Below are 21,215 nucleotides of genomic sequence, written 5' to 3' on the forward strand. Positions count from 1 at the left end.
TTATACATACGAATCGGTTCAATATTCACAACCAATGTATAACAAATTAAAAAGTATAAAGTTATGAATCCAGTAACACTTGGCACACTCACAGCAATTATCGTTCCTTTAGGAATAGTAGTAGTACTTCCCATTGCAATTGCCTACATTGCCTATAAAAAGAAGCAGCATGAAACAAACAAAAGAAGTGAGATTGTCATGGCTGCAATAGAGAAGAACAGCGATATTGACGTACAAGAGTTCCTAAGCAAACTTAATCCTCCACAGAAGACATACAAAGAGAGGATGCTCGATAGGCTACATCAAGAAATCTTATGGGGTACCATTTGTTCAATCGGAGGGGCTGTCTGTATTATAGCAACAGTCACAACGAGCTTCATCAACGGGTATGAAGGAATGGATATCGGTTTCCTTGCGATCTTTGGAATAGTTCCTTTAGCAACTGGAATTGGTCTGTTAGTAGCTTACAAAAGCGGTAAGAAGTCACTTAATCAGGTTTCGGTGAGCGAATAAGAGCGTATGACCAGGAATCAATTCGTCAATCAAGTCAATCAGGAACAGGCTCATCTACGTCGGTTCCTGATGGCTTTGTGCTACGGAGACAGCACTGAAGCTGACGATATTGCACAAGAGACTCTTATCAAGGCTTACCTCCGCTGTGAGCAATATGATGAACGCGGACAGTTCTCGGCATGGTTATTAAAGATTGCATATCATATCTTTATTGATGCTAAACGTAAACAGAAAGAGCAAAGTAAACTATCTTTAGAGAAAGTGTTTACGCTTCAAGGAACAGCAAACGCAGATGATTGCTTCCGTTATCAAGCGCTTCATGTGGCATTAGCCACACTCTCTGAAACGATAAGAACCAGTATTCTCCTTTATTATATGCAAGGATATCAAATCAAAGAGATTGCTGAAATAACCGATAACAGTGAGGATGCGATTAAGAAACAACTATCCCGAGGACGGGAACAACTAAAACACTTATTGAAAGATGGACGAAGATAAATACTTAAAAGACCTGCTGACTGATTATCAGCCAAAGCTCACCGACGATGCAGCCTTCATGCAAAGACTACACCGCCAGATGGCTCTTATTGATGAGGTAAAGGCTTATCAACGTGAGGAGAAACGTAAGAACAAACGGTTCTCCACCATCATGCTGGCTATTGGAATCGTATTAGGTACTATCGTGACACTTGCGAGCTTCACCCTACCCGACCTAACAGAATCACTTAAGCAAAGTTCTAACTCGGAGTTTATCATAGTCCTTCTCAACAACATTAAATACATTAGTTTAGCCATTGGTTCCACCTTTATAATGTTGAGTCTGCTCCTTACTTCAAAGTTGGCAGACTTCAACAAATGACCATAAAACCATCTAACACATACAAAGAAGAGGCACTCTCATCACGAGAATGCCTCTTCCTTGTTATATATATAAGGTTACTTAACTTGAATAACCAAGTATTTACTTGTACTCCAGAAAGTCTGTGGATCAGTAATACGAAGTACATACTGACCATTTGTGTCAGCTGATAAGCTGTAGCTACTGCTTGGGTGCGCTGTTAACAGTCGTGCGCTCTTACTATAAAGTTTGATTTCCTTGGTAATGCGGATATCTATCTTCGTGAAGTAACTCTTGTTGAAAGCACCCTGCAATACCCTATCCCCATCAAGAATACGCTGTCCCTTCAATTCGCTCTTAGTACCGAATACATACCAACCAGTGTTCAACTGCTTATCTTGCGTATTGATTGTTTCAGTCTTCTGATTGCTTTCGTTCTGCAGATTCTCTTTCTCCGTCGTTAGGTTCTCCTTCTCTGTTGTAAGGTTCTCCTTGTCTGTCTTGAGGTTTTCTACATCTGTATTCAGACCCGTGATCGTCTCATCAAGCTCCTTAATATGGATATTCTTTGACTCTAACTCACTGCGCAAGCGTTTCAATTCACCCTCTTTACGAACCAACTGATTGGTTAGCTGCGTAAGAGTCTTCTTCATTGCATCACCCTTGAAACCCGTCTCGCGCAACTGTTGTTGCAGTTTCTTTATAAGCTCGCGATTTTCTTTCATACGTTGAGCAATGAACTGTACGTTCTCTTTCACCTGCTCGTTTTTATCCTTACTCTCGCTATCTTTGGCGATAGTCACACGATTCTCTGCCTCATTGATATCGGCAAATCCCTGTTGAATATCATTGAGTGTCCCCATCATATCATTAATCTCGTTGTCACGAGCATCAATAATTGCACGTAAGGAATCGTTCTGTATCTGTGCTGGATTAAACGCTGTTTTCTTGTCTTGATTGCAGGATGCCAGTGCAAGAACTCCACATACTGCCACTACTAAAAGTTTCTTCATAACATTACTCTTTAATCTTATTTCGCGCCTTCTTAGTCGAAGACTTAACCTTCTCCTTACCAGCAACCACTATCACAAACTCGCCTCTTGGCTCTGTTTCCTCGAAGTGGTTGATGACCTCGGCAAGCGTTCCTCGAACACTTTCCTCATGCACCTTCGATATCTCACGACAACAACTTACTTGTCGATCAGCACCGAACACCTCCGCAAACTGGCTCAATGTCTTCACTACCCTATAAGGTGATTCATAGAAAATCATTGTTCGCATCTCATCAGTTAAGCTCTCCAAATGTGTTTTACGCCCCTTCTTTTGTGGTAAGAAACCTTCGAAACAGAATCGATCACAAGGCAGTCCGCTAGAGACGAGGGCTGGAACAAAGGCTGTTGCACCCGGTAAGGTCTGTACCGTAATACCACTTGCTGCAGCCTCACGAGCTAAGTAGAAGCCGGGATCACTTATACCAGGAGTGCCTGCATCAGATATGAGTGCGATGGTTTCACCAGCCTTCAATCGATTGACGATACCTGCTGATGTGCTGTGTTCATTAAACTTATGATGTGATAGAAGACGGTTCTTTATATCGAAATGCTTCAATAAGATGCCCGAAGTTCGGGTATCTTCACATAAGACCAAGTCGGCTTCCTTCAATATTCGGATTGCACGGAGCGTCATATCCTCCATGTTTCCAACCGGTGTAGGTACGAGGTATAATATTCCCATTTGTTGCTTGCAAATGTAAAGCAAAAGCACTGAAGGGCAAAATAAATTAGCTTTTTTTACATAACGAATAGAGGAGTTAAGGCTAAGAAAGTATTCTTTAACTCCAAGAAAATACTTATCTTTGCAGCAATTATGGTAACGATTAATAATCTTAATGGTGAAAGGTGTCGTAAAGGACGCATAGAGGTTATATGCGGAAGTATGTTCTCTGGTAAGACAGAAGAGCTTATCCGCCGTATGAGACGTGCTCAGTTCGCTAAGCAGAGGGTAGAGATATTCAAGCCATCGATAGATACTCGCTACTCTGAAGAGGATGTTGTCAGCCACGACCAGAACTCTATTCACTCCACAGCAATCGACTCCTCGGGTAACATCTTATTATTAGCTTCAGATATAGATGTCGTGGGAATTGATGAAGCGCAGTTCTTAGATGAAGGGCTCGTTGACGTTTGCAACCAACTTGCTAATAATGGAGTTCGAGTCATCATAGCCGGTCTTGACATGGATTATAAAGGTGTTCCTTTCGGTCCAATGCCCGCTCTTTGTGCCATAGCTGATGATGTAACAAAGGTACACGCCATCTGTGTTAAGTGTGGAGCCTTGGCTTATGTCAGTCATCGACTGATAGCTGATGACCGCCGGGTAATGCTTGGTGAACAACAAGAATACGAACCCTTGTGCCGCGATTGTTACCAAAAGAGCCTTAAAAACGAATGTTCATCAAAAGATAAATAGATATGGATAAGACTATTACATTTGATAAATTCATACGCTGGTCACTAACGGCTCTGGCAGTTGTTGCCGTTTTCTTAGTGATAAAAGGGCTTTCGAGCGTTCTCTTACCATTCTTTATTGCATGGTTCTTAGCCTATCTCCTCTACCCCATCGTGAAGTTCGTTCAATACAAGTTGCACGTTCCCAGCCGAGCACTAAGCATTATCGTTACAATGATCTTTGTTATTGCCATCATCGCAGGAGTGCTCTACTTCATCGTCCCACCGATGATTGGTCAGATAGACAGACTTATGACTATCGCCAATAGATACTTACATGAGACGGCTCATACTAACAATATCTCGGCTATGATCCAACAGTGGGTCTCGGAGAATCAATACCAAATAGAACGATTCTTAAAGAGCCCCGACTTCACCGATGCCATTAAATCGGTTATGCCCAAACTGTTCTCTGTTATAGGTCAAACAGCAAGTATCGTGCTATCCATCATAGCGTCTTTCATCACCTTACTCTATATGTTCTTTATCTTGCTGGATTACGAGTTCCTCACCTCCAATTGGATAAGGATATTCCCTAAAAAAGCACGTCCTTTCTGGCGAGAACTAGAGCAGGATGTGGAACGAGAACTCAATAACTACGTGCGCGGGCAGGGGCTTGTATCGCTCTGCATGGGCGTTCTCTTCTGTATAGGATTCACCATCATCGACTTCCCAATGGCTATTGGTCTGGGCATACTGATAGGAGTTCTCAACCTTATTCCGTATCTCCACACCTTCGCCCTCATCCCAACTGCATTCTTAGCATTGCTTAAAGCGGCTGATACGGGGCAGAATTTCTGGATTATCTTTGGCTCGGCTTTGGCTGTATTTGCCATCGTTCAAGCACTTATGGATATGGTGATTACACCGAAGATCATGGGTAAAGCCATGGGACTTAACCCTGCCATCCTCCTCCTCTCACTCTCTGTTTGGGGTGCATTGTTAGGCTTTATCGGTCTTATTATCGCTCTCCCACTTACGACACTCATCATTGCTTACTGGCAAAGATACGTCACGAAGGAGCATGAAGATGAGGAGTTAAAGGAAGTGATGAACGTTATTGAGAAGGGAAATAAACCCAAAGAATAATATGATATAGGTTTCCCTACACCCCACCCCGCCTCCACAAAGAGTAGGAGTGGGCAACGGAAGTCAATTAGCATACAATCTATTGATTTAAACAAGACGCCCTCTTTCATTCAAAGAGGGCGTCTCTTCGATGTGAAGAAACGCCCCCTTTGTATTAAGAATGCCTTTTCCTAACCAGCTCCCGTTAGGCACTCCTCCCCTTCGGGGAGGCTGGGTGGGGTTATTCCGTTCTGAGAGGAACTGGAAGGTGAGGCTATAAAGTAGGGACAGACGCCCTCGTCTGTCCGCTCTTTTACCCTTACATGGCATCCCGTTAGGCGACATCCCCTCCTTTAGAGGGGCTTGGGGTAGGTCTTATCTGGCTGTGCTATAGCGGACAGACGAGGGCGTCTGTCCCTACAGGTTGGCATGTTCTTTAAATAAAGGAACGCTTTCTTCAATATGAAGAGGGCGTTTCCTTGCAATGAAAAGGGCGTCTCTTCGATGTGAAGAAACGCCTCCTTTGTATTAAGAATGCCTTTTCCAAACCGGCTCCCGTTAGGCACTCCTCCCCTTCGGGGAGGCTGGGTGGGATTATTCCGTTCTGAGAGGAGCTGGAAGGTGAGGCTATAAAGTAGGGACAGACGCCCTCGTCTGTCCGCTCTTTTACCCTAACATGGCATCCCGTTAGGCTACATCCCCTCCTTTAGAGGGGCTTGGGGTAGGTCTTATCTGGCTGTGCTATAGCGGACAGACGAGAGCGTCTGTCCCTACAGGTTGGCATGTTCTTTAAATAAAGGAACGCTTTCTTCAATATGAAGAGGGCGTTTCCTTGCAATGAAAAGGGCGTCTCTTCGCATTAAAGAAAGCCTCTCTTCATTGGCAAGAGAGGCTTTCCTTGTTTCCACCTAATGGATAGCTCTTCAAGAGGAACATAACAACTAAATTCATCAAAACCTTATCAAACAATGCTATACAGCATGGTATAGTCTGTTATACAGTACGGTATAATTCATTATACAGTAAAGGTATAATCCGTTATACAGTATGGTATAATTCATTATACACCGCTGTATAATCTGTTATACACCGCTGTATAAAAAGCTCGCGCAGGCATTTTGAGAGGAACAAGCTACCTAACTATGTTTTATATAAGCATTGTGTACAGGCTGACAAGAGTATTTGTTCCTATGATGTAACGCTCTTGTCTATTATAGACTGTTGTAAGTTAAACTCTTAATCGGCTGTTTGGCTATTCGTACCATAGCCTCCTACCATGCTTGGATGAAGCCTTCCCATCCCTTAGATCTATACTTTGGGTTAACAATAAACTCACACGAACCAATGTCCAAATCGCCACTGTTAGGGATACGACACTGCCCCCAGCAACACGGCTTCACCTTATTTGTCTTATAACTCTGCCATGTTCCAGCATATTGACAGTTACTATAAGCATCCGAATCAATATCTATATTGTCATAGACTATGTGCCGGTGATTGTTTTCATACCAATAGAACAACAGGTAACCAGCGAATACTCCACTGCCAAAATGCTTCGGGTCTTCTCTAAGGGAATACTTAGCTATACAGCAACCGCGCCTTCTTACCTTTCCTTCCATATAATCATCTACACCATAACTACCATAGGTTTTCTCTCTAATACTAAGGATTTCGATATCTCCCTCAAACTTACAAGCATTGTTTCTAACGCGTGATTCACCTGTTACATAGTATTGTTTTCCACCCGTTCTGCGCGCAGAGTTAATGTCTATAAACAGCCTTTGATAGTCATTGCCGATATACCCGAGATAGTCATATACACTATTTGCTAATACCTTAGAGAAGTCTCCGTTGACTTCAACCACTCTATCATAACCATCCAAAATCATCCAAGGTTGAATTCCATCTTGCCTACTTTTACGATTCTTACCATCACCTTGTGAACCTTTGTCAATCTCTCCGTTACACTCATCCACACGGTTAGCATTCTTTAAATTAACGGCAGATTCTAATGTTCTACCATTATCGGCTTTTGCATTAACTACCTCTATTTCCCCTGACATAGACTGGTTAGAAACTTTCTTTGCAGAGCTATTACAGCTTAGTGACAGCATGCTTATAGTTAAGCAACTCAATACATTTAAATACTTCCTCATACTTCCTTGGGTTATTAGTTATCGTGCTTTCCAAGTATAAACTTATGTATGTACTTCCTCTATCATCATCGAAATAGGCTTTAAAGAAGAATATTCTACAAATAAGAAAACGCCTAATATCGCTCATGCCCATCATCAGCACAAGTGATATTAGACGCTTATATCAACGTAAGATAAATCTCATTGGAGCTCAAAAGTTACACGTAAGACTCCAAGAACTTAATGGTTCCAGACACTTTAACAGTAGTTGCTGTTGCAGGAATAAGCACACTCTCACCTGCACGGAACGATAGACTATTGCCGTCCGCATCGGTAATCTCGCCTTCACCCTTTAGTCCCACGAAGATAACGAAAGAATCCAAATCGCTGTAATCGAGTGTCATAGGCTCTGTAAGATCATACACCGAGGTGGTGAAATAAGGACAACTAACGAGTTCAACTGGCTCATTCTGTCGTGGTTCGTATTGTGTCTTATAGTCGGGATAGACTGTATAATCAATACACTCAGCAGCCTCCTTGGTGTGTAACTGGCGATAATTGCCGTTCTTGTCTTGGCGTTTAAAGTCGTAAATGCGGTAAGTTACATCGCTCGTCTCCTGTATCTCTGCCAAGAAACAGCCTGTTCCAATAGAGTGGATACGCCCTGCAGGGAGGAAGAATACGTCGCCCTCTTTCACTGAATATTCTGCCAAAGCACCGGTAATGGTATCATTTTCTACCATTTCCTTATACTGCTCGGGGGTGATCTGCTGCTTTAGTCCACTGCGTAAAGAGGCATTCTCATCACTTTCCATTACGTACCACATCTCCGTCTTACCACGACCTAAACCCTTAGCCTGCGCTTGTTCGTCAGTAGGATGAACCTGAATGGAGAGTTGCGCACGTGCATCAATAAACTTCACAAGCAATGGGAACTCATTACCGAAACGTGCATAATTATCTTTACCAACGAGCTCCTCTTTCAGAGCATCAACCAAGTCGTTTAACTTCCAACCCTTGTATTTACCATTAGAGACGATACTCTCGTTGTCTTTCACGCCTGATACTTCCCAGCTCTCACCTACTTGTTGCTCATCAGAAGACAGGTGCTTGAAAGGGATAATCTTCTCTCCTCCCCAGATGGTAGACTTTAGGAGGGGATTAAACTTAAACATTTCCATACGTTATTGTTGCTTATTTTAGTTGTTTTGTTATACGCTTATGAGGCAAAGTCATGTATTTACTTATGCCTGCAAAGGTACACTTTATTCTCTACATGACCAAAGAATCAAAGTGAAGAGACGGGTGCTTTCGTTGTGAATGTTCCCTCTTGTCGCAGTTTGATATTGGTATTCTCTATCAGAATATGCCCATGAGAGAATAGGAAACTACTTGACTGTTGCCATCCGTTTAGCCTGTTGTTGAATGATTTTCTGCGTTGACTTGTCTGAAGCAAACACACTATAAAAGCCTTGCGGTTCGTGTGCTGGGTCACAGGTGAAGTCGTCTCCAGCCTGCCAACGCTCATGCTTAGGTTGTGCAAAGCCTCCCCACCCCCAGAAGTTACAACCTTGAAGAACACTGCCTTGCGCTGCATAGTCGACTATTAGGCTCATCACATACTTGTAATAAGCATCACGTGCCTTCGTAGAACTATTTAATGAGAATGAAAAGCCATCCCTTGGGTAACCAAACTCCTCTAAGACTAAAGGCTTATTAAGTCGCTTTGCTATTGCTAAATGCCGTTTGATGTAATCTAAAGTCTTGTCACAAGCAGTCTTCAAGTCAGCCTTTAGATAGTCTTTTCGTGCCCATTGCCAGTTGTAAGGCCATATATGAATGTTGCAATAATCAATGTTCTTATCGGCACAAATGCGTTCGTAAGAGCCATAATCAAGCTCACAACCATAGAAGCCTTCACTTCCTAAGCTGATAAGATGGTTCGAATCAAGACTGCGGATGAGTGCACTTGCCTCTGACAACCACTTCTCAAACTCTGGTAAAGCATCCTTTGAAAAGGCACGTGGTTCGTTACATAGCTGCCACGACATGATGGTTGGATCGTCAACATAGCGCACTCCAGTGTAGCGGTTAGTCCTACTAAGAATGTGACGGATGTGCTCATATAACATAAGGTGTGCCCGTTGGTTGGAAGCGAATTGGCTTGCAAACTTGGTGTATGCGCCATATCCATCTCGTCGAGGTATAACAACAGGTCCCTTACCTGCCCAATCCAAGTAAGCACCATAGCCCCCACTCCATTCCCAAGAGTTAGTGAGATAAAGCACAGCAACCATCTTTCGCTTGCTCATCTCTGCTAATAAGTAATCCAAACCAGCAAGAATACTATCGTTATAAACGCCGGGTTTGGTTTGTAAGACCGGTGCTATCTTATCCTCCACACCCGTATCTCCATCTGCTCCAACGAGTATTCGGAGGTTATCAAGCCCCAGCTGGTGCATTGCATCAAGCTCTTTACAGAGCCGTTGGCGGTTTCCCTCCTTCCCTTCCATGCCCAACAAAGGACCATACCAGACGTTTGTTCCCACATAACAATAGGGCTTCCCGTCTCGAACAAAGCGCCCGTTGACCACTTTCACAAAGTTACTTGCCATTGTACTTACCATCATTGATAAACCAATTAATGTCATAAAAACTCTTTTCATACTATCAGTAGCTATTAAAAATTATATCTATTATACTGCACAAGATGATGATTTAGGTTTGAAGGATGTCTACTTACAATCCCTTTTCACTGCCTTTTCTATGTCATCTGCATTATGACTAATTACATAACCAACATGAACATGTACTCTTAATAACGCACTTTTCTCACTTTTATTTGCTAACTTTGTAGCCAAATGCACAATCAATTCATAGATATAGAAGAAGTTCTTTGATTTCGTAGAGCGCGCTAAAAGCATTGGTATTACCATCCCCATTGTACTTGGCATTAAGCCTTTCACAAAGCTATCACAGCTTACAATGGTACCAAAGTGGTCAACCAGCTCTTGAAATAAAGCTTATCTCAATAACAGAACATCAAGCAACTAAAGATAAAGAGAGGATGAACTTTTCTGATGTAATAGGTCAGGAGGCTACGAAACAACGCCTCCTACAGATGATAAAAGAGGATCGTGTGCCCCATGCAATGCTCTTCTGTGGTCCAGAGGGAGTAGGGAAAATGGCACTCGCAATGGCTTTTGCCAACTATCTTCTTGCTGGAGACGAGGTCGATAACACTGAATCTCCACTCATCTCAAACGCTATTGCCATGCTTCGGAAGTGGGAACATCCTGACTTACACTTCTCTTTTCCAACCATAAAGTTGCCCAGTATGAGTGGAGACCACCAACCCGTAAGCTCTGACTTCGCAAAGGAATGGCACGAACTCATCATGTGTGGTGCCTATTTCACTATGAATCAATGGATGAAACAGATGGGTGCTACAACGCAGCAGGCGATTATTACAGGTGCCGAGAGCGATGAGTTATCACGTGTTCTATCCTTAAAATCAAGTCAAGGAGGCTATAAGGTGTCCATCATCTGGCGTCCGGAACGCATGAATCTCACATCTGCCAACAAACTACTAAAGCTCTTGGAGGAGCCACCGCAGGGCACTATCTTCCTCATGGTATGCGAGGAACCAGAGAAGCTACTCGAAACGATCATCAGTAGAACACAGCGAATTGATGTGAAGCGAATTGATGATAATGCTATAGAACAGGCTCTTATCCATCAAAGGGGGATAGAACCTGATGCCGCAAAACGCATTGCACATATTGCACATGGCAGTTGGCTCAAAGCCTTAGAAACCCTCGATACGAGCAACGAGAACCGTGAGTTCCTCAATATGTTCCAAATGCTTATGCGCTTATGTTACCTCCGTAACGTCAAAGACCTCAAGCGCTGGAGTGAAGTTGTTGCTGGTTACGGTCGTGAGAAGGAGCGTCGTATGCTCGTTTACTTCCAACAGCAAGTGCGAGAAAACTTCATCTTCAACTTCAGGAACGCTGAACTTAACTATATGACACTCGAAGAGGAGAACTTCGCCAAGAACTTTGCTCGTTTCATTAATGAGGCAAATGTGATTGAAATTAACGAACTCTTCGAACGTGCCAATCGTGATATTGGACAGAACGCAAACGCTAAGGTGGTCTTTTATGATGTAGCTCTAAAGCTCATTGTATTGCTACTCAAGAAGTGAAACAGCCCATCAAAACAAGAAAGATAATCAACATATATATAGGCAGAAATGCCACACAGCAAACAAAAAGATAGATTCCAATGGATTATAAAGATATGAAATTCAAGGTCTGGCACGGCTGCGATCGAGGCTTATGTCATAAAGGTTGCGGCAGACAGGATCGTCAACTCAACACATACGATTGGTTAGCTGATGTCCCAGGGAACAACCAGACGACCGATCTTGTTGAGGTTCAATTCAAGAACACACGCAAGGGTTACTATCATAACGTCAACAACTTAGACCTAAAAAAGGGTGACATCGTAGCTGTCGAAGCAAATCCTGGACACGACATAGGGGTCGTTACACTGACAGGTAGGCTCGTTAAGCTACAGATAAAGAAGTCGACAGCAGTCAAGTCACCCGATGATATCAAGCGAGTATATCGCTTGGCTAAAGAAGTCGACATGCAGAAGTATCATGAAGCAAAAGCCCGTGAGCACCGAACAATGATAGAGAGTAGGCAGATAGCTAAGGGCTTGGGACTGAAGATGAAGATTGGTGATGTGGAGTACCAAGGCGATGGCAACAAGGCAATCTTCTATTACATTGCAGACGAACGAGTTGACTTTAGACAGCTCATAAAGGATCTTGCAGCTGCTTTCCACGTCCGCATTGAGATGAAACAGATTGGTGCTCGACAGGAAGCAGGGCGTATTGGTGGTACAGGACCATGTGGAAGAGAGCTTTGCTGTGCTACTTGGATGAAGAACTTCTCGAGTGTCTCCACCACAGCAGCACGTATTCAAGACATCTCCCCGAACCCAACTAAGCTCGCCGGAATGTGTGCTAAGCTCAAGTGCTGCCTCAACTACGAGGTTGACCAGTATATGGAAGCTAACAGAAAGCTCCCAAGTAAGGAGGTATTGTTGGAGACTATGGATGGTGAATACCACCTCTTCAAGACGGATATACTAAGTGGTCAATGCACATACTCGACCGATAAGAACTTAGGAGCAAACCTTGAGATAATCAGTGCGGCTCGTGCTAAGGAGATCATAGAGATGAATAAGCGTGGAGAGAAGCCTCTCTCGCTACTTGAGGATGGTAAGGCTAAGCCTGCAAAGAAGTCTGCTGACTTGCTTGCAGGAGCCGATCTCAGTCGTTTCGATAAGGCTAAGAAGCGCAAAAAAGGGAATCAGCAGCGCAATAACAACAATTCACAAGGGGGACACCAGCAACGTGATAACAATCGTAACCAGCGTGCCGCACAGGACAGCCAACGCCCGAATAACGATAACAACCGCTATCAACAGAATGGTAATCGCAGGCAGAATAACATGCGAAAACAGCCCCAAAGGCAGGAAGAAGGCGCAGCACAAAACAAGAAACAAGAGGACAAAAAGCCTCAACAAACAGACAGAACACAGGAATGAGAACGAAGGTTTTCACCTTTATATATATGGTGGTACTCTTGCTATGGGGCATGAGTACCACTTCATGTAACGATCCACGCACCTATGACCACTATGAAAGTGTATCGGTAAAGGGCTGGGAACGTAATGATACTCTTACCTTCAACTTACCAAGGCAGTGGGAAGGTAGTTATGAACTAAGCCTTGGGCTTCGTGCTTCGCAGACTTTTCCTTATCGCAGTGTGAGCCTAATTGTGGAGTCAGCTATCATCAATTACAAGCATAAGAAGAAGCTGGAAAGGATGAGGCGAGACACAATTCATTGCGAAATCATCACGGATAAGGGTATGTTAGCAGGTCAAGATGGCATCAGTAATACGGAAATTCGCCAGCACGTAGCGTCTTTCCAACTAAATAGGAACGACTCTCTACACATTACCATACACCATGTTATGAGCAGAAATAGTATTCCCGGCATCAGTGACATAGGTCTAAGATTGCAGAGAAGGTAGCCTCTACTATCCCTCCAAAAGCCTCACCCCCGCCCCCTCTCCGAATGGAGAGGGGAGTGAACAGCGTCATTTACATACAAAGACAGTATCACAAAGTAGGGACAGACGCCCTCGTCTGTCCGGTTTACCTCCTTACTTCTTTATGAAATACATCTTCCTATGCGGACAGACGAGGGCGTCTGTCCCTACCTTGTGGCAATATCATTGATTAAAGGAACGCCCTTCTCCAATCGAGAAGGGCGTTCCTTCGTATCGAAGAGAGGCTTTCCTTGCATCAAAGAAACGCCCTCGTGCAATTCAAAATTCAACGTTCATAATTCAAAATTATGATTACTTCGAATTGACGAGTTGACAGGTGACAAGTAAACGAGTTGTTTGTTCTGTGGGAAAGGGTACTATTTACTCCCCTCTCCATTCGGAGAGGGGGCGGGGGTGAGGCTTTTTCTCCCACTTACTGACGTATCAAGTTACGTCCAGCATCTATACGAAGGAAGATGAAAAGAAGTAATGTGAAGCCCCATAGTGACGAACCGCCATAACTGAAGAAAGGCAGAGGAATACCGATAACGGGCGTTAATCCGAGTACCATCCCTATGTTAATGAACAAGTGGAAGAGGAAGATTCCCGCGACACAATAGCCATATACACGTCCAAACTTAAATGGTTGGCGATCCGCTAAGTACATTAGTCGAAGGATAAGGCATAGGAATAACACCAGAACAGATGCTGAACCGAGGAAGCCCTCCTCCTCTCCTACGGTGCAGAAGATGAAGTCTGTGTCTTGTTCCGGTACGAACTTCAACTTCGTTTGAGTACCATTTAGGAAGCCTTTACCCTGTAGTCCACCTGAACCAATGGCTATCTCACTTTGATGAACATTGTATCCAGCACCTGCCAAGTCCTCATCTAAACCCAAAAGAACGTTGATACGCACACGTTGGTGGGGTTGCATCACATCGTTCAGCACGTAATCAGCTGAATAGAAAAAGGCGATTGACCCCAGAGCAAACAAGGCTATATAGAAGTAATGGGCAAAGCGTGTGTTCATACCGTTATATATCAGATAACCTATCACGCATGCCGACAGAATTAATTGTACCCAAACAATATCGAAAGGAATAACAAACTCGGAGAAAAGAAGAGCCAGTCCCGTTATTCCGAAGACGTAGGTGAGTAACAAGCGAGTCTTCCGCTTGTCATTAACATACACCCATACCATCATTGAAGAGAATATTTGAACCAGCAACAATACGACAAACTTACCTACGGACGTTGGTGTATCCCATAAGAAAACCTCCTCATATTTAATACCAACGACGAAGTATATCACCATTGCTAAGCCCATGAAGAGAAACGAACCAGGCATTCCTTCACGATACAACATGAGGAAGAAGGACAGATAAACAAGTGCGGAACCTGTCTCACGTTGCCCTACAATGCACAACATAGGCAAAAAGATAATGCCACAAGCACCTGCAAAGTGTTTCCAGTTATGGATAGTAAAGCCGTAAGCGGACATGAACTTGGCTATTGCTAAGGCTGTGGCAAACTTCGCAAACTCGGCCGGTTGCAGTCGCAAAGGTCCCATGACAATCCATGACCGCGATCCCTTAATGGAGTGCGGATTAAAGATTGTGGCAAAGAGTAGCAGTACCAAGAGTCCGTAGATGACGTATGCAAAGGTATCATAGAAGCGGTCATCCAGCATTAGGAGTACGAACCCCAAACAGATGGAAGTACCAATCCATACGATCTGCATACCTGACCGACTGGCAAGAGAGAATATCTCGGTGTCTCCATAAGTATAACTAGCACCACAAACACTCACCCATCCGAAGCTAAGCAATGCGATATAGATAGCGATTGTCCACCAGTCCAGTGAACGAAGAACGCCCGGTTGCCTATCTGTTGAATAATTACTTACCACGATTTACATTCTCCTTGCTTTTCGATTTAGTCTTGGGTTGCTCCTTCGACTTGTCCTTTGGCTTGTCTTTCGCCTTATTGTCTTTACTCTTCTGTTGCTTGTCTTTATGATTATCTTTACTCTCTTTGCGCACTTCCTTGGGCTTTTTGGACTTGTCGCGTTCCTTTTCTCGAGATCTCTCCTTGTCCTTTTCGGGCTTATCCTTATCCTTGTCTTTACCCTTCTCCTCGGTCTTTACCAACTCTTCAGGCTCCACCTTGATAGCTGGATCATTCTGTGGTTGCTTCTTCCTCTCCTTTTCTTCTGCCTCTTTCTGCTGTTGGGCTTCCTTGAGTTTAGCTGCTTCTGCCGCCTCCTGCTTCTGGTTTACCATCTTTAAAGAGTCCTTTATCTGATTGACGCGTTTGATGGAATCGAGGCGAAGAGAGTCCGCATGCGTCAATGGACGCTTGAAGGGGTAAGAAATGTGACGCTTCTGAAGGGCATCAGCTCTAGCTACGTCACCTGGAGTTAACTTACCATTAATATATTGCTCTATCATTAATGAACCGATAGGAACACCATAGTCGGCACCAAAACCACCATTCTCTACATAGACAGCAATGGCTATCTTTGGCGTATCAACAGGTGCAAAGCCCATAAAGACAGAGTGGTCTCTACCGCGATTCTGCGCCGTACCCGTCTTACCAGCTAATGAGTAGCCGGGGTGAACGGCATGTGCACAGGTACCACCACGTACTGATGACATCATACCAGCTATGACTTCTTGATAAGATCTGACGCTTCCCTTCGTGCGATGGTGCTCCAAATACTTCTTATCAAGTTTCTTTCCTTCGATATGACGAACGATGTGTGGCGTGATATAATAGCCTCGATTGGCTATCGTTGCACCGAGGTTTGCTATCTGTAATGGCGTCAGATTGACCTCGCCCTGACCGATAGAGATGGATATAACAGATAGTGGATTCCATGCCTTGAAGGCATGATCATAGAACTGCGCATTCGGTATCATACCACGCTTCTCACCAGGTAGATCAATGCCCAACTTATACCCGAAGCCCATGGAAACCATGTAGTTTCGCCATACGGTCATGGCTTCATCGAGTGTTTTATACTTCTTTCTATTGGATAACATGTGATAAAGTCCCCAACAGAAGTAGCCATTGCAGGATGTACTAATAGCTGGGACGAGAGCTAAAGGAGACGCATGTGAGTGACAGCCTACATGTAAGCCCTTGAAGTTAAAACCATGGTTACAAACGTAACGGGTCGAATCGTTGATGATTCCCTCTGTGTAGTAAGTAACCGCCTGACTAGTCTTGAAGGTTGAACCTGGTGGGTATTGCCCCATGATAGCACGATTAAGTAAAGGCTTAGCGGGGTCTAATGTCAAATCGCGCTGATACTTACCACGTAACTTACCAATCATCATGCGAGGATCAAAGGTTGGTGAAGAAACCATGGCAAGCACCTGACCTGTCTTAGGTTCTATCGCTACGATAGCACCGAGTTTACCCTCCATCAAGCGTTCACCTAAGGCTTGTAAGTCTGCATCAAGACCTAACTGAAGGTCACGACCGGGTTGTGGTCTCTGGTCGTATTCACCATTCTTGTAGCGTCCTTGTATTCGTCCATGAGCATCGCGCAAGAGTATCTGTACGCCTTTACGACCACGTAGATCCTGCTCGTACTCACGCTCAACACCCATCTTACCTATATAATCGCCGGGCTGGTAATAATCGTCATCCTCGATGTCACTCTGACTAACTTCAGCAACGTCACCAAGCACATGTGCAGCTATTGGTCGTTGGTATTGTCGAACGCTGCGCTTCTGTATGTAGAAGCCAGGGAAGCGATAGAGCTTCTCTTGGAAAGCACTAAATTCCTTGTCACTCAGCTGGCTCATGAAGAGTTGTTGGGTGAATCTGGAATAGCCGGGGTTCTTGTTTCTATCTTTAATATCACGTAGGCGCTTTAGGAAGTCGGCTTTCGTTATACCTAAAGCATTACAGAAGTCGAGTGTATCAAGATGACCTGCCATCTCGTTAGTAACCACCATAATGTCATAAGCGGGCTGGTTATACACCAACAGCTTACCATTCCTATCGGTGATAGTACCACGTGATGGGAACTCAATCTTCTTTAGGAAAGCATTTGAGTCAGCACTCTTTCTATAGTCGTCACTCGCTATCTGAAGAGCAAAAAGTCGGAGAATATAAATAACAACAATGCCTATTGCAACTGCACTAAGCACTAATCGACGCTTCTCAAGATCGTAATTCTTCATCCTTCTAACGCCTCCTTACATTCTCAATAACAAGGATCAGAATCAATGTAAGCAATGAACTGCCACCAATACACTCGAGCCACTCTAACACATTAAAGAAGCTGAACATCTCTAAAGAGAAGAATACTACATTATAGATAAGCGTCAGAATAGCTGCATACCACGTGTATTGTGGTACTCCTAAAGTATCCATTCCTGGCTGGAAGTCGTCACTGCTGTCCCGAGGAATGAATGGTTGAAGGATAAAGGGTTGTAAAGCTGCAATGAAAGTAAGGGATCCCGAGGCTACACCAGGCGTATTGGAGAAGGTGTCAATGATAAGTCCCATCAAGAAACCCCACAACAATATAGCCCATTGGGGATAGTTACGTGGGAACAAGAGAATGAAGTAAACATACAATAAAGGCGTAGCAACAGCAAACAGATGGATGTGATTAAGGACAAACACCTGCGCCAATATCAGGACTACAAACCATAATAAACGTTTTAGGAAATCTACATTCATTCTCTCTTACCTTATTATATAAAAGAACTGCCAGATTGGTTCTTGCCCACAAGGAAGCTCTGATTTACACCAAATAAAAACTCGTCTCTATTCCTTACTCGCCTTGGTTCGCATTCTGCTGCTCTATCGGCTTAATAGAATCTTGCGCTGCCTTGATCACCTGACGCTGCTCTCTAATAGAGGCATCATCAATGACACAGACATCACGAAGGTTGCCGAAGTCGGTCGATAGTTCAATGGCTAGACGATAAGAAAGTCCATCCTCTGAATTATAGACATGCTTTATCTTACCTACTAACACGCCTGCGGGGAACACAGAAGAGTATCCACTTGTAACTATGCGATCGCCTAACTTAAACTTAGCATGGCGTGGGACATCATCAAGATAAGCCATATCTGTTGCGCCACCATTCCAATGAAGATAGCCAAAGTAGTCTCTTCCTTGAATAGAACAACTGATATTCGACTTTGAGTTAAGCACTGGAATTACCACAGCATAGTGAATACCAGCCATATAGACAATACCCACAACGCCATTGCCACAGGCTACACCCATATCCTTTCTAACGCCATCCCATGTTCCTTTATTAATCGTTATAAAGTTATCTGGTCTATCCAGACTATTGGAAACAACCTTTGCCTGTATCAGACGGAACTTCGAAAGAAAGCGATACTGACCACGTAAGAAAGTTGAATCCTTCGTCTTATCATATAGTTGAGAGGATAGTTCGCGTACTTGATGTTCTAACTCTAAGTTGCGTTTAGTTAGTTTCTCATTCACCTCCCCCATAGTAAGATAGGACGTAACTTTCGAACTCGCCTCATACGCCAAACCAGCGACATAGTTAGCAGATGTGAACCACACACTGCCCTGATAGTCATTGAATCGGAACAAAAGAACCATACTCAAGACTTCCAGGGCAACAAACAAGAACCAATGCTTGTACCTAGCAAGGAACTCTGTCAGATTGTGCATGAACCTAGTTGTTATCTCATTAAGAACGAGAAACGGTCTACGTTCTTCAATGCAATGCCTGCTCCCTTAGCAACACTGTGCAATGGGTCTTCGGCAATATGGAATGGAATGTTAATCTTATCAGTAAGTCGCTTATCGATACCACGTAGTAATGCACCACCACCACTGAGGTAGATACCATTCTTAACAATGTCTGCGTAAAGCTCTGGTGGTGTATTCTCTAATGCAGAAAGAACAGCATTCTCTATCTTAGCAACAGTCTTATCGAGGCAGTGTGCAATCTCTTGATAGCATACAGGAACCTCCATCGGGAGAGCTGTAATACGGTTAGGACCATGAACAATATAGTCCTCTGGAGCCTCATCTCCTAAATCTGTAAGAGCTGAACCAACATGAAGTTTGATACGTTCTGCCATACGTTCACTGACCTTCACATTATGTTGACGACTCATATATTCCTGTATATCAGCAGTGAGGTCATCGCCAGCAACGCGGATAGAGTTATTACAAACGATACCACCCAACGATATAACGGCAATTTCAGTACTACCACCACCGATATCAACTATCATGTTTCCTTCTGGAGCTTCTACATCTAATCCCATACCAAGAGCGGCAGCCATTGGTTCAAAGATTAGATAAACATCACGTCCATCTGCATGTTCTGCAGAGTCACGAACAGCACGCAACTCAACCTCAGTAGACCCAGATGGAACGCCAATCACCATTCGCAATGATGGAGAAAAGAATCGGTTACCACTATGAACCATCTTTATCAAGCCTCGCATCATCTGCTCACAAGCTGTGAAATCAGCGATAACTCCATCACGTAGAGGACGAATAGTACGGATGTTAGGGTGCTCTTTCTCGTACATCATCTTTGCGTCTCCACCAACCGCAATCATCTTATCTGTACGACGATCCAAAGCTACGACTGAAGGCTCATCTACCACAATCTTGTCATCACTGATAATGATTGTGTTTGCCGTTCCCAGGTCCATAGCAATCTCCTGGATAAATGAAAATAATCCCATTAATGTATGTTTTGTAAGTGTATATTTCTATTTAGAGAGTTACTCCTTGTCAATAAGTTCTTCCTTTAAAAGGCAAGTTTTATATGTTTACTCGGCTACGAACCAAGAGTGAATAGCCGTATCGTAATGGCTACTAACACCAAAGGCACGCTCTGCAAACATCTTCCTGTCTTCAACATCTGTTTGTGCACCTTTTGTATTGAGTATCTGTAACAACACAGGGTATTCGGCCTTACTTGGAATGATGACTACATCTTTGAAGTTCTTTGCACCAGCACGAATCAAAGAGATGCCACCGATGTCTATCTTCTCTATAATATCCTCAGAGCTAGCCCCACTAGCGACTGTTTGCTCAAAAGGATACAAGTCTACAATAACTAAGTCAATTGCTGGAATATCATATTCAGCCATCTGCTTCTGGTCGCTCTCATTATCACGACGTGCCAAGATACCGCCGAAAATCTTCGGATGTAACGTCTTTACTCGACCTCCAAGTATGGATGGGTAAGAGGTTACTTCCTCTACTTTCTGACAGTCATAACCTAATGACTCTATAAATTCTTGCGTACCTCCAGTGCTTAAAAACTTAACCCCTTCGGCGTGTAACTTCTTGAGTAAATCATCAAGCCCATCCTTATGAAAGACTGAGATAAGCGCAGTCTTTATTTGTTTTGTACCAGCCATTGTAAAACATTTTATGGATTTGAATTGCAAAGTTACTAAGTTATAAGCGACTAAGCAACATTTTATCTCAAAAAAAACTAAAACCTATCAACTAATTGTGTAATATCAAATTAGCTGATAGTCTGTCGCTTTTATCTGCCTCTAACGTTTGATTCCGATGGCATCCAAAATACCTTGAATCTCACTACCAATCCCTAATATCTGATCCAAAACGCCGTCTTTCGCACCTTTCGCCATATAACGAGCACAATCCCCTTCGAGCTTTCCAATGCGCTGGCGTTCAGCTACTGTATAGTCATGACGAGCTATCCTGCGACGAATCTTACCGAACTTGTTAACAGCTTTCTTCCATTTCTTTACCGTATAGTATTGGCTGTTATCGCGCAATTCATACGAGAAGTTCTGTAAGTCATTGATAGCCGACTCACGTGTAGAACATGAGCTAACGGACAGGGTCGTGGCTATAAGTGCAACGCCCATAAGCATGTTTTTAATATTACGTTTCATCTTTATAACTCCTAATTTGTCATTACTTGATTGGGACAAAAGTAGAAAATAATAATGAAGATAACAACAAATGACACGGATAGTTTTCATTCTTTTTCTACTTTTTAACTACCTTTGTTCC

Annotated in this window: 20 protein-coding genes and 1 pseudogene; 9 read left to right on the forward strand and 12 right to left on the reverse strand. The window is 43.5% G+C overall.

The features are described from left to right. Positions 1-63: 63 nt before the first annotated feature. The 3 genes from J5A55_RS06220 to J5A55_RS06230 are packed head-to-tail and all read left to right on the forward strand — an operon-like array spanning position 64 to position 1,372. Entirely contained in the window at positions 64-513 is a 450-nt protein-coding gene (locus J5A55_RS06220; protein WP_004383789.1) for a hypothetical protein, read from the forward strand. Between the two features lie 6 nt (positions 514-519). Next, positions 520-1,011, forward strand: coding sequence for an RNA polymerase sigma factor (locus tag J5A55_RS06225; protein WP_004383788.1), 492 nt, complete (start codon positions 520-522; stop codon positions 1,009-1,011). Continuing rightward, positions 998-1,372 carry a hypothetical protein gene (locus tag J5A55_RS06230; protein WP_004383787.1) on the forward strand — a complete coding sequence of 125 codons (375 nt, stop codon included), beginning with the start codon at positions 998-1,000 and terminating at the stop codon, positions 1,370-1,372. The genes J5A55_RS06225 and J5A55_RS06230 overlap by 14 nt, the downstream gene beginning before the upstream one ends. A 77-nt stretch (positions 1,373-1,449) precedes the next feature. Here J5A55_RS06230 and J5A55_RS06235 read toward each other — a convergent pair whose 3' ends face one another. Together J5A55_RS06235 and rsmI are read right to left on the reverse strand one after the other, a co-directional pair. Next, positions 1,450-2,364: a Cbp1 family collagen-binding glycoprotein adhesin gene (locus J5A55_RS06235; RefSeq protein ID WP_004383786.1), complete on the reverse strand. Its 915-nt coding sequence runs from the start codon at positions 2,362-2,364 to the stop codon at positions 1,450-1,452. A 4-nt stretch (positions 2,365-2,368) separates the two neighbouring features. Beyond that, entirely contained in the window at positions 2,369-3,085 is a 717-nt protein-coding gene (rsmI, locus tag J5A55_RS06240; protein WP_004383785.1) for a 16S rRNA (cytidine(1402)-2'-O)-methyltransferase, read from the reverse strand. A 132-nt stretch (positions 3,086-3,217) separates the two neighbouring features. On the opposite strand from rsmI, the gene J5A55_RS06245 reads away from it, so the two are divergent. Then, positions 3,218-3,820 (forward strand): thymidine kinase, encoded by a 603-nt coding sequence (locus J5A55_RS06245; RefSeq protein ID WP_004383784.1) that lies wholly within the window; start codon positions 3,218-3,220, stop codon positions 3,818-3,820. A gap of 2 nt (positions 3,821-3,822) precedes the next feature. After that, positions 3,823-4,947 carry an AI-2E family transporter gene (locus J5A55_RS06250; RefSeq protein ID WP_004383783.1) on the forward strand — a complete coding sequence of 375 codons (1,125 nt, stop codon included), beginning with the start codon at positions 3,823-3,825 and terminating at the stop codon, positions 4,945-4,947. A gap of 1,250 nt (positions 4,948-6,197) precedes the next feature. Here the strand turns inward: J5A55_RS06250 and J5A55_RS06255 are convergent. The 3 genes from J5A55_RS06255 to J5A55_RS06265 all read right to left on the reverse strand — a co-directional run bounded on the left by J5A55_RS06255 (position 6,198) and on the right by J5A55_RS06265 (position 9,727). Next, complete coding sequence (locus tag J5A55_RS06255) at positions 6,198-7,040, reverse strand: hypothetical protein (RefSeq protein WP_050755900.1); 843 nt, start codon at positions 7,038-7,040, stop codon at positions 6,198-6,200. Between the two features lie 239 nt (positions 7,041-7,279). Then, entirely contained in the window at positions 7,280-8,242 is a 963-nt protein-coding gene (locus tag J5A55_RS06260) for a type I phosphomannose isomerase catalytic subunit (protein ID WP_004383777.1), read from the reverse strand. Between the two features lie 207 nt (positions 8,243-8,449). Beyond that, on the reverse strand, positions 8,450-9,727 hold the full coding sequence (locus J5A55_RS06265) for a glycoside hydrolase 5 family protein (protein ID WP_004383776.1): 1,278 nt from the start codon (positions 9,725-9,727) through the stop codon (positions 8,450-8,452). Between the two features lie 220 nt (positions 9,728-9,947). Between J5A55_RS06265 and J5A55_RS12325 the strand changes: the two are divergent. The 4 genes and pseudogenes from J5A55_RS12325 to J5A55_RS06280 all read left to right on the forward strand — a co-directional run. Next, positions 9,948-10,058, forward strand: a pseudogene (locus J5A55_RS12325) (methylenetetrahydrofolate reductase [NAD(P)H]); the annotation flags it as partial. 70 nt (positions 10,059-10,128) lie between these two features. Next, positions 10,129-11,268 (forward strand): DNA polymerase III subunit, encoded by a 1,140-nt coding sequence (locus tag J5A55_RS06270; RefSeq protein ID WP_039851475.1) that lies wholly within the window; start codon positions 10,129-10,131, stop codon positions 11,266-11,268. A gap of 80 nt (positions 11,269-11,348) precedes the next feature. Then, positions 11,349-12,683, forward strand: a complete 1,335-nt coding sequence (locus tag J5A55_RS06275; protein WP_004383773.1) for a PSP1 domain-containing protein — start codon at positions 11,349-11,351, stop codon at positions 12,681-12,683. Further along, positions 12,680-13,174 carry a gliding motility lipoprotein GldH gene (locus J5A55_RS06280; RefSeq protein WP_004383771.1) on the forward strand — a complete coding sequence of 165 codons (495 nt, stop codon included), beginning with the start codon at positions 12,680-12,682 and terminating at the stop codon, positions 13,172-13,174. The genes J5A55_RS06275 and J5A55_RS06280 overlap by 4 nt, the downstream gene beginning before the upstream one ends. A 451-nt stretch (positions 13,175-13,625) precedes the next feature. On the opposite strand, the gene rodA is transcribed toward J5A55_RS06280, so the two are convergent. The 7 genes from rodA to J5A55_RS06315 form a co-directional block, all read right to left on the reverse strand. Then, a complete protein-coding gene (rodA, locus tag J5A55_RS06285) occupies positions 13,626-15,101 on the reverse strand; it encodes a rod shape-determining protein RodA (protein WP_004383766.1) in 1,476 nt (491 codons plus the stop codon). Then, positions 15,091-17,388 (reverse strand): penicillin-binding protein 2, encoded by a 2,298-nt coding sequence (gene mrdA, locus J5A55_RS06290; RefSeq protein WP_004383765.1) that lies wholly within the window; start codon positions 17,386-17,388, stop codon positions 15,091-15,093. The genes rodA and mrdA overlap by 11 nt, the downstream gene beginning before the upstream one ends. Before the next feature lie 4 nt (positions 17,389-17,392). Beyond that, positions 17,393-17,893, reverse strand: a complete 501-nt coding sequence (gene mreD / locus J5A55_RS06295; protein ID WP_004383764.1) for a rod shape-determining protein MreD — start codon at positions 17,891-17,893, stop codon at positions 17,393-17,395. A 94-nt stretch (positions 17,894-17,987) separates the two neighbouring features. After that, positions 17,988-18,869, reverse strand: coding sequence for a rod shape-determining protein MreC (gene mreC, locus J5A55_RS06300; RefSeq protein WP_004383763.1), 882 nt, complete (start codon positions 18,867-18,869; stop codon positions 17,988-17,990). 11 nt (positions 18,870-18,880) lie between these two features. Next, positions 18,881-19,903 carry a rod shape-determining protein gene (locus J5A55_RS06305; protein WP_004360435.1) on the reverse strand — a complete coding sequence of 341 codons (1,023 nt, stop codon included), beginning with the start codon at positions 19,901-19,903 and terminating at the stop codon, positions 18,881-18,883. A gap of 87 nt (positions 19,904-19,990) precedes the next feature. Next, entirely contained in the window at positions 19,991-20,587 is a 597-nt protein-coding gene (locus tag J5A55_RS06310; protein ID WP_004383762.1) for a purine biosynthesis protein PurH, read from the reverse strand. A gap of 141 nt (positions 20,588-20,728) precedes the next feature. After that, positions 20,729-21,094 (reverse strand): hypothetical protein, encoded by a 366-nt coding sequence (locus J5A55_RS06315; protein WP_004383761.1) that lies wholly within the window; start codon positions 21,092-21,094, stop codon positions 20,729-20,731. Positions 21,095-21,215 lie beyond the last annotated feature (121 nt).

The sequence above is a fragment of the Prevotella veroralis genome (assembly GCF_018127765.1).
In the GTDB taxonomy this organism is placed as follows: Bacteria; Bacteroidota; Bacteroidia; order Bacteroidales; family Bacteroidaceae; genus Prevotella; species Prevotella veroralis.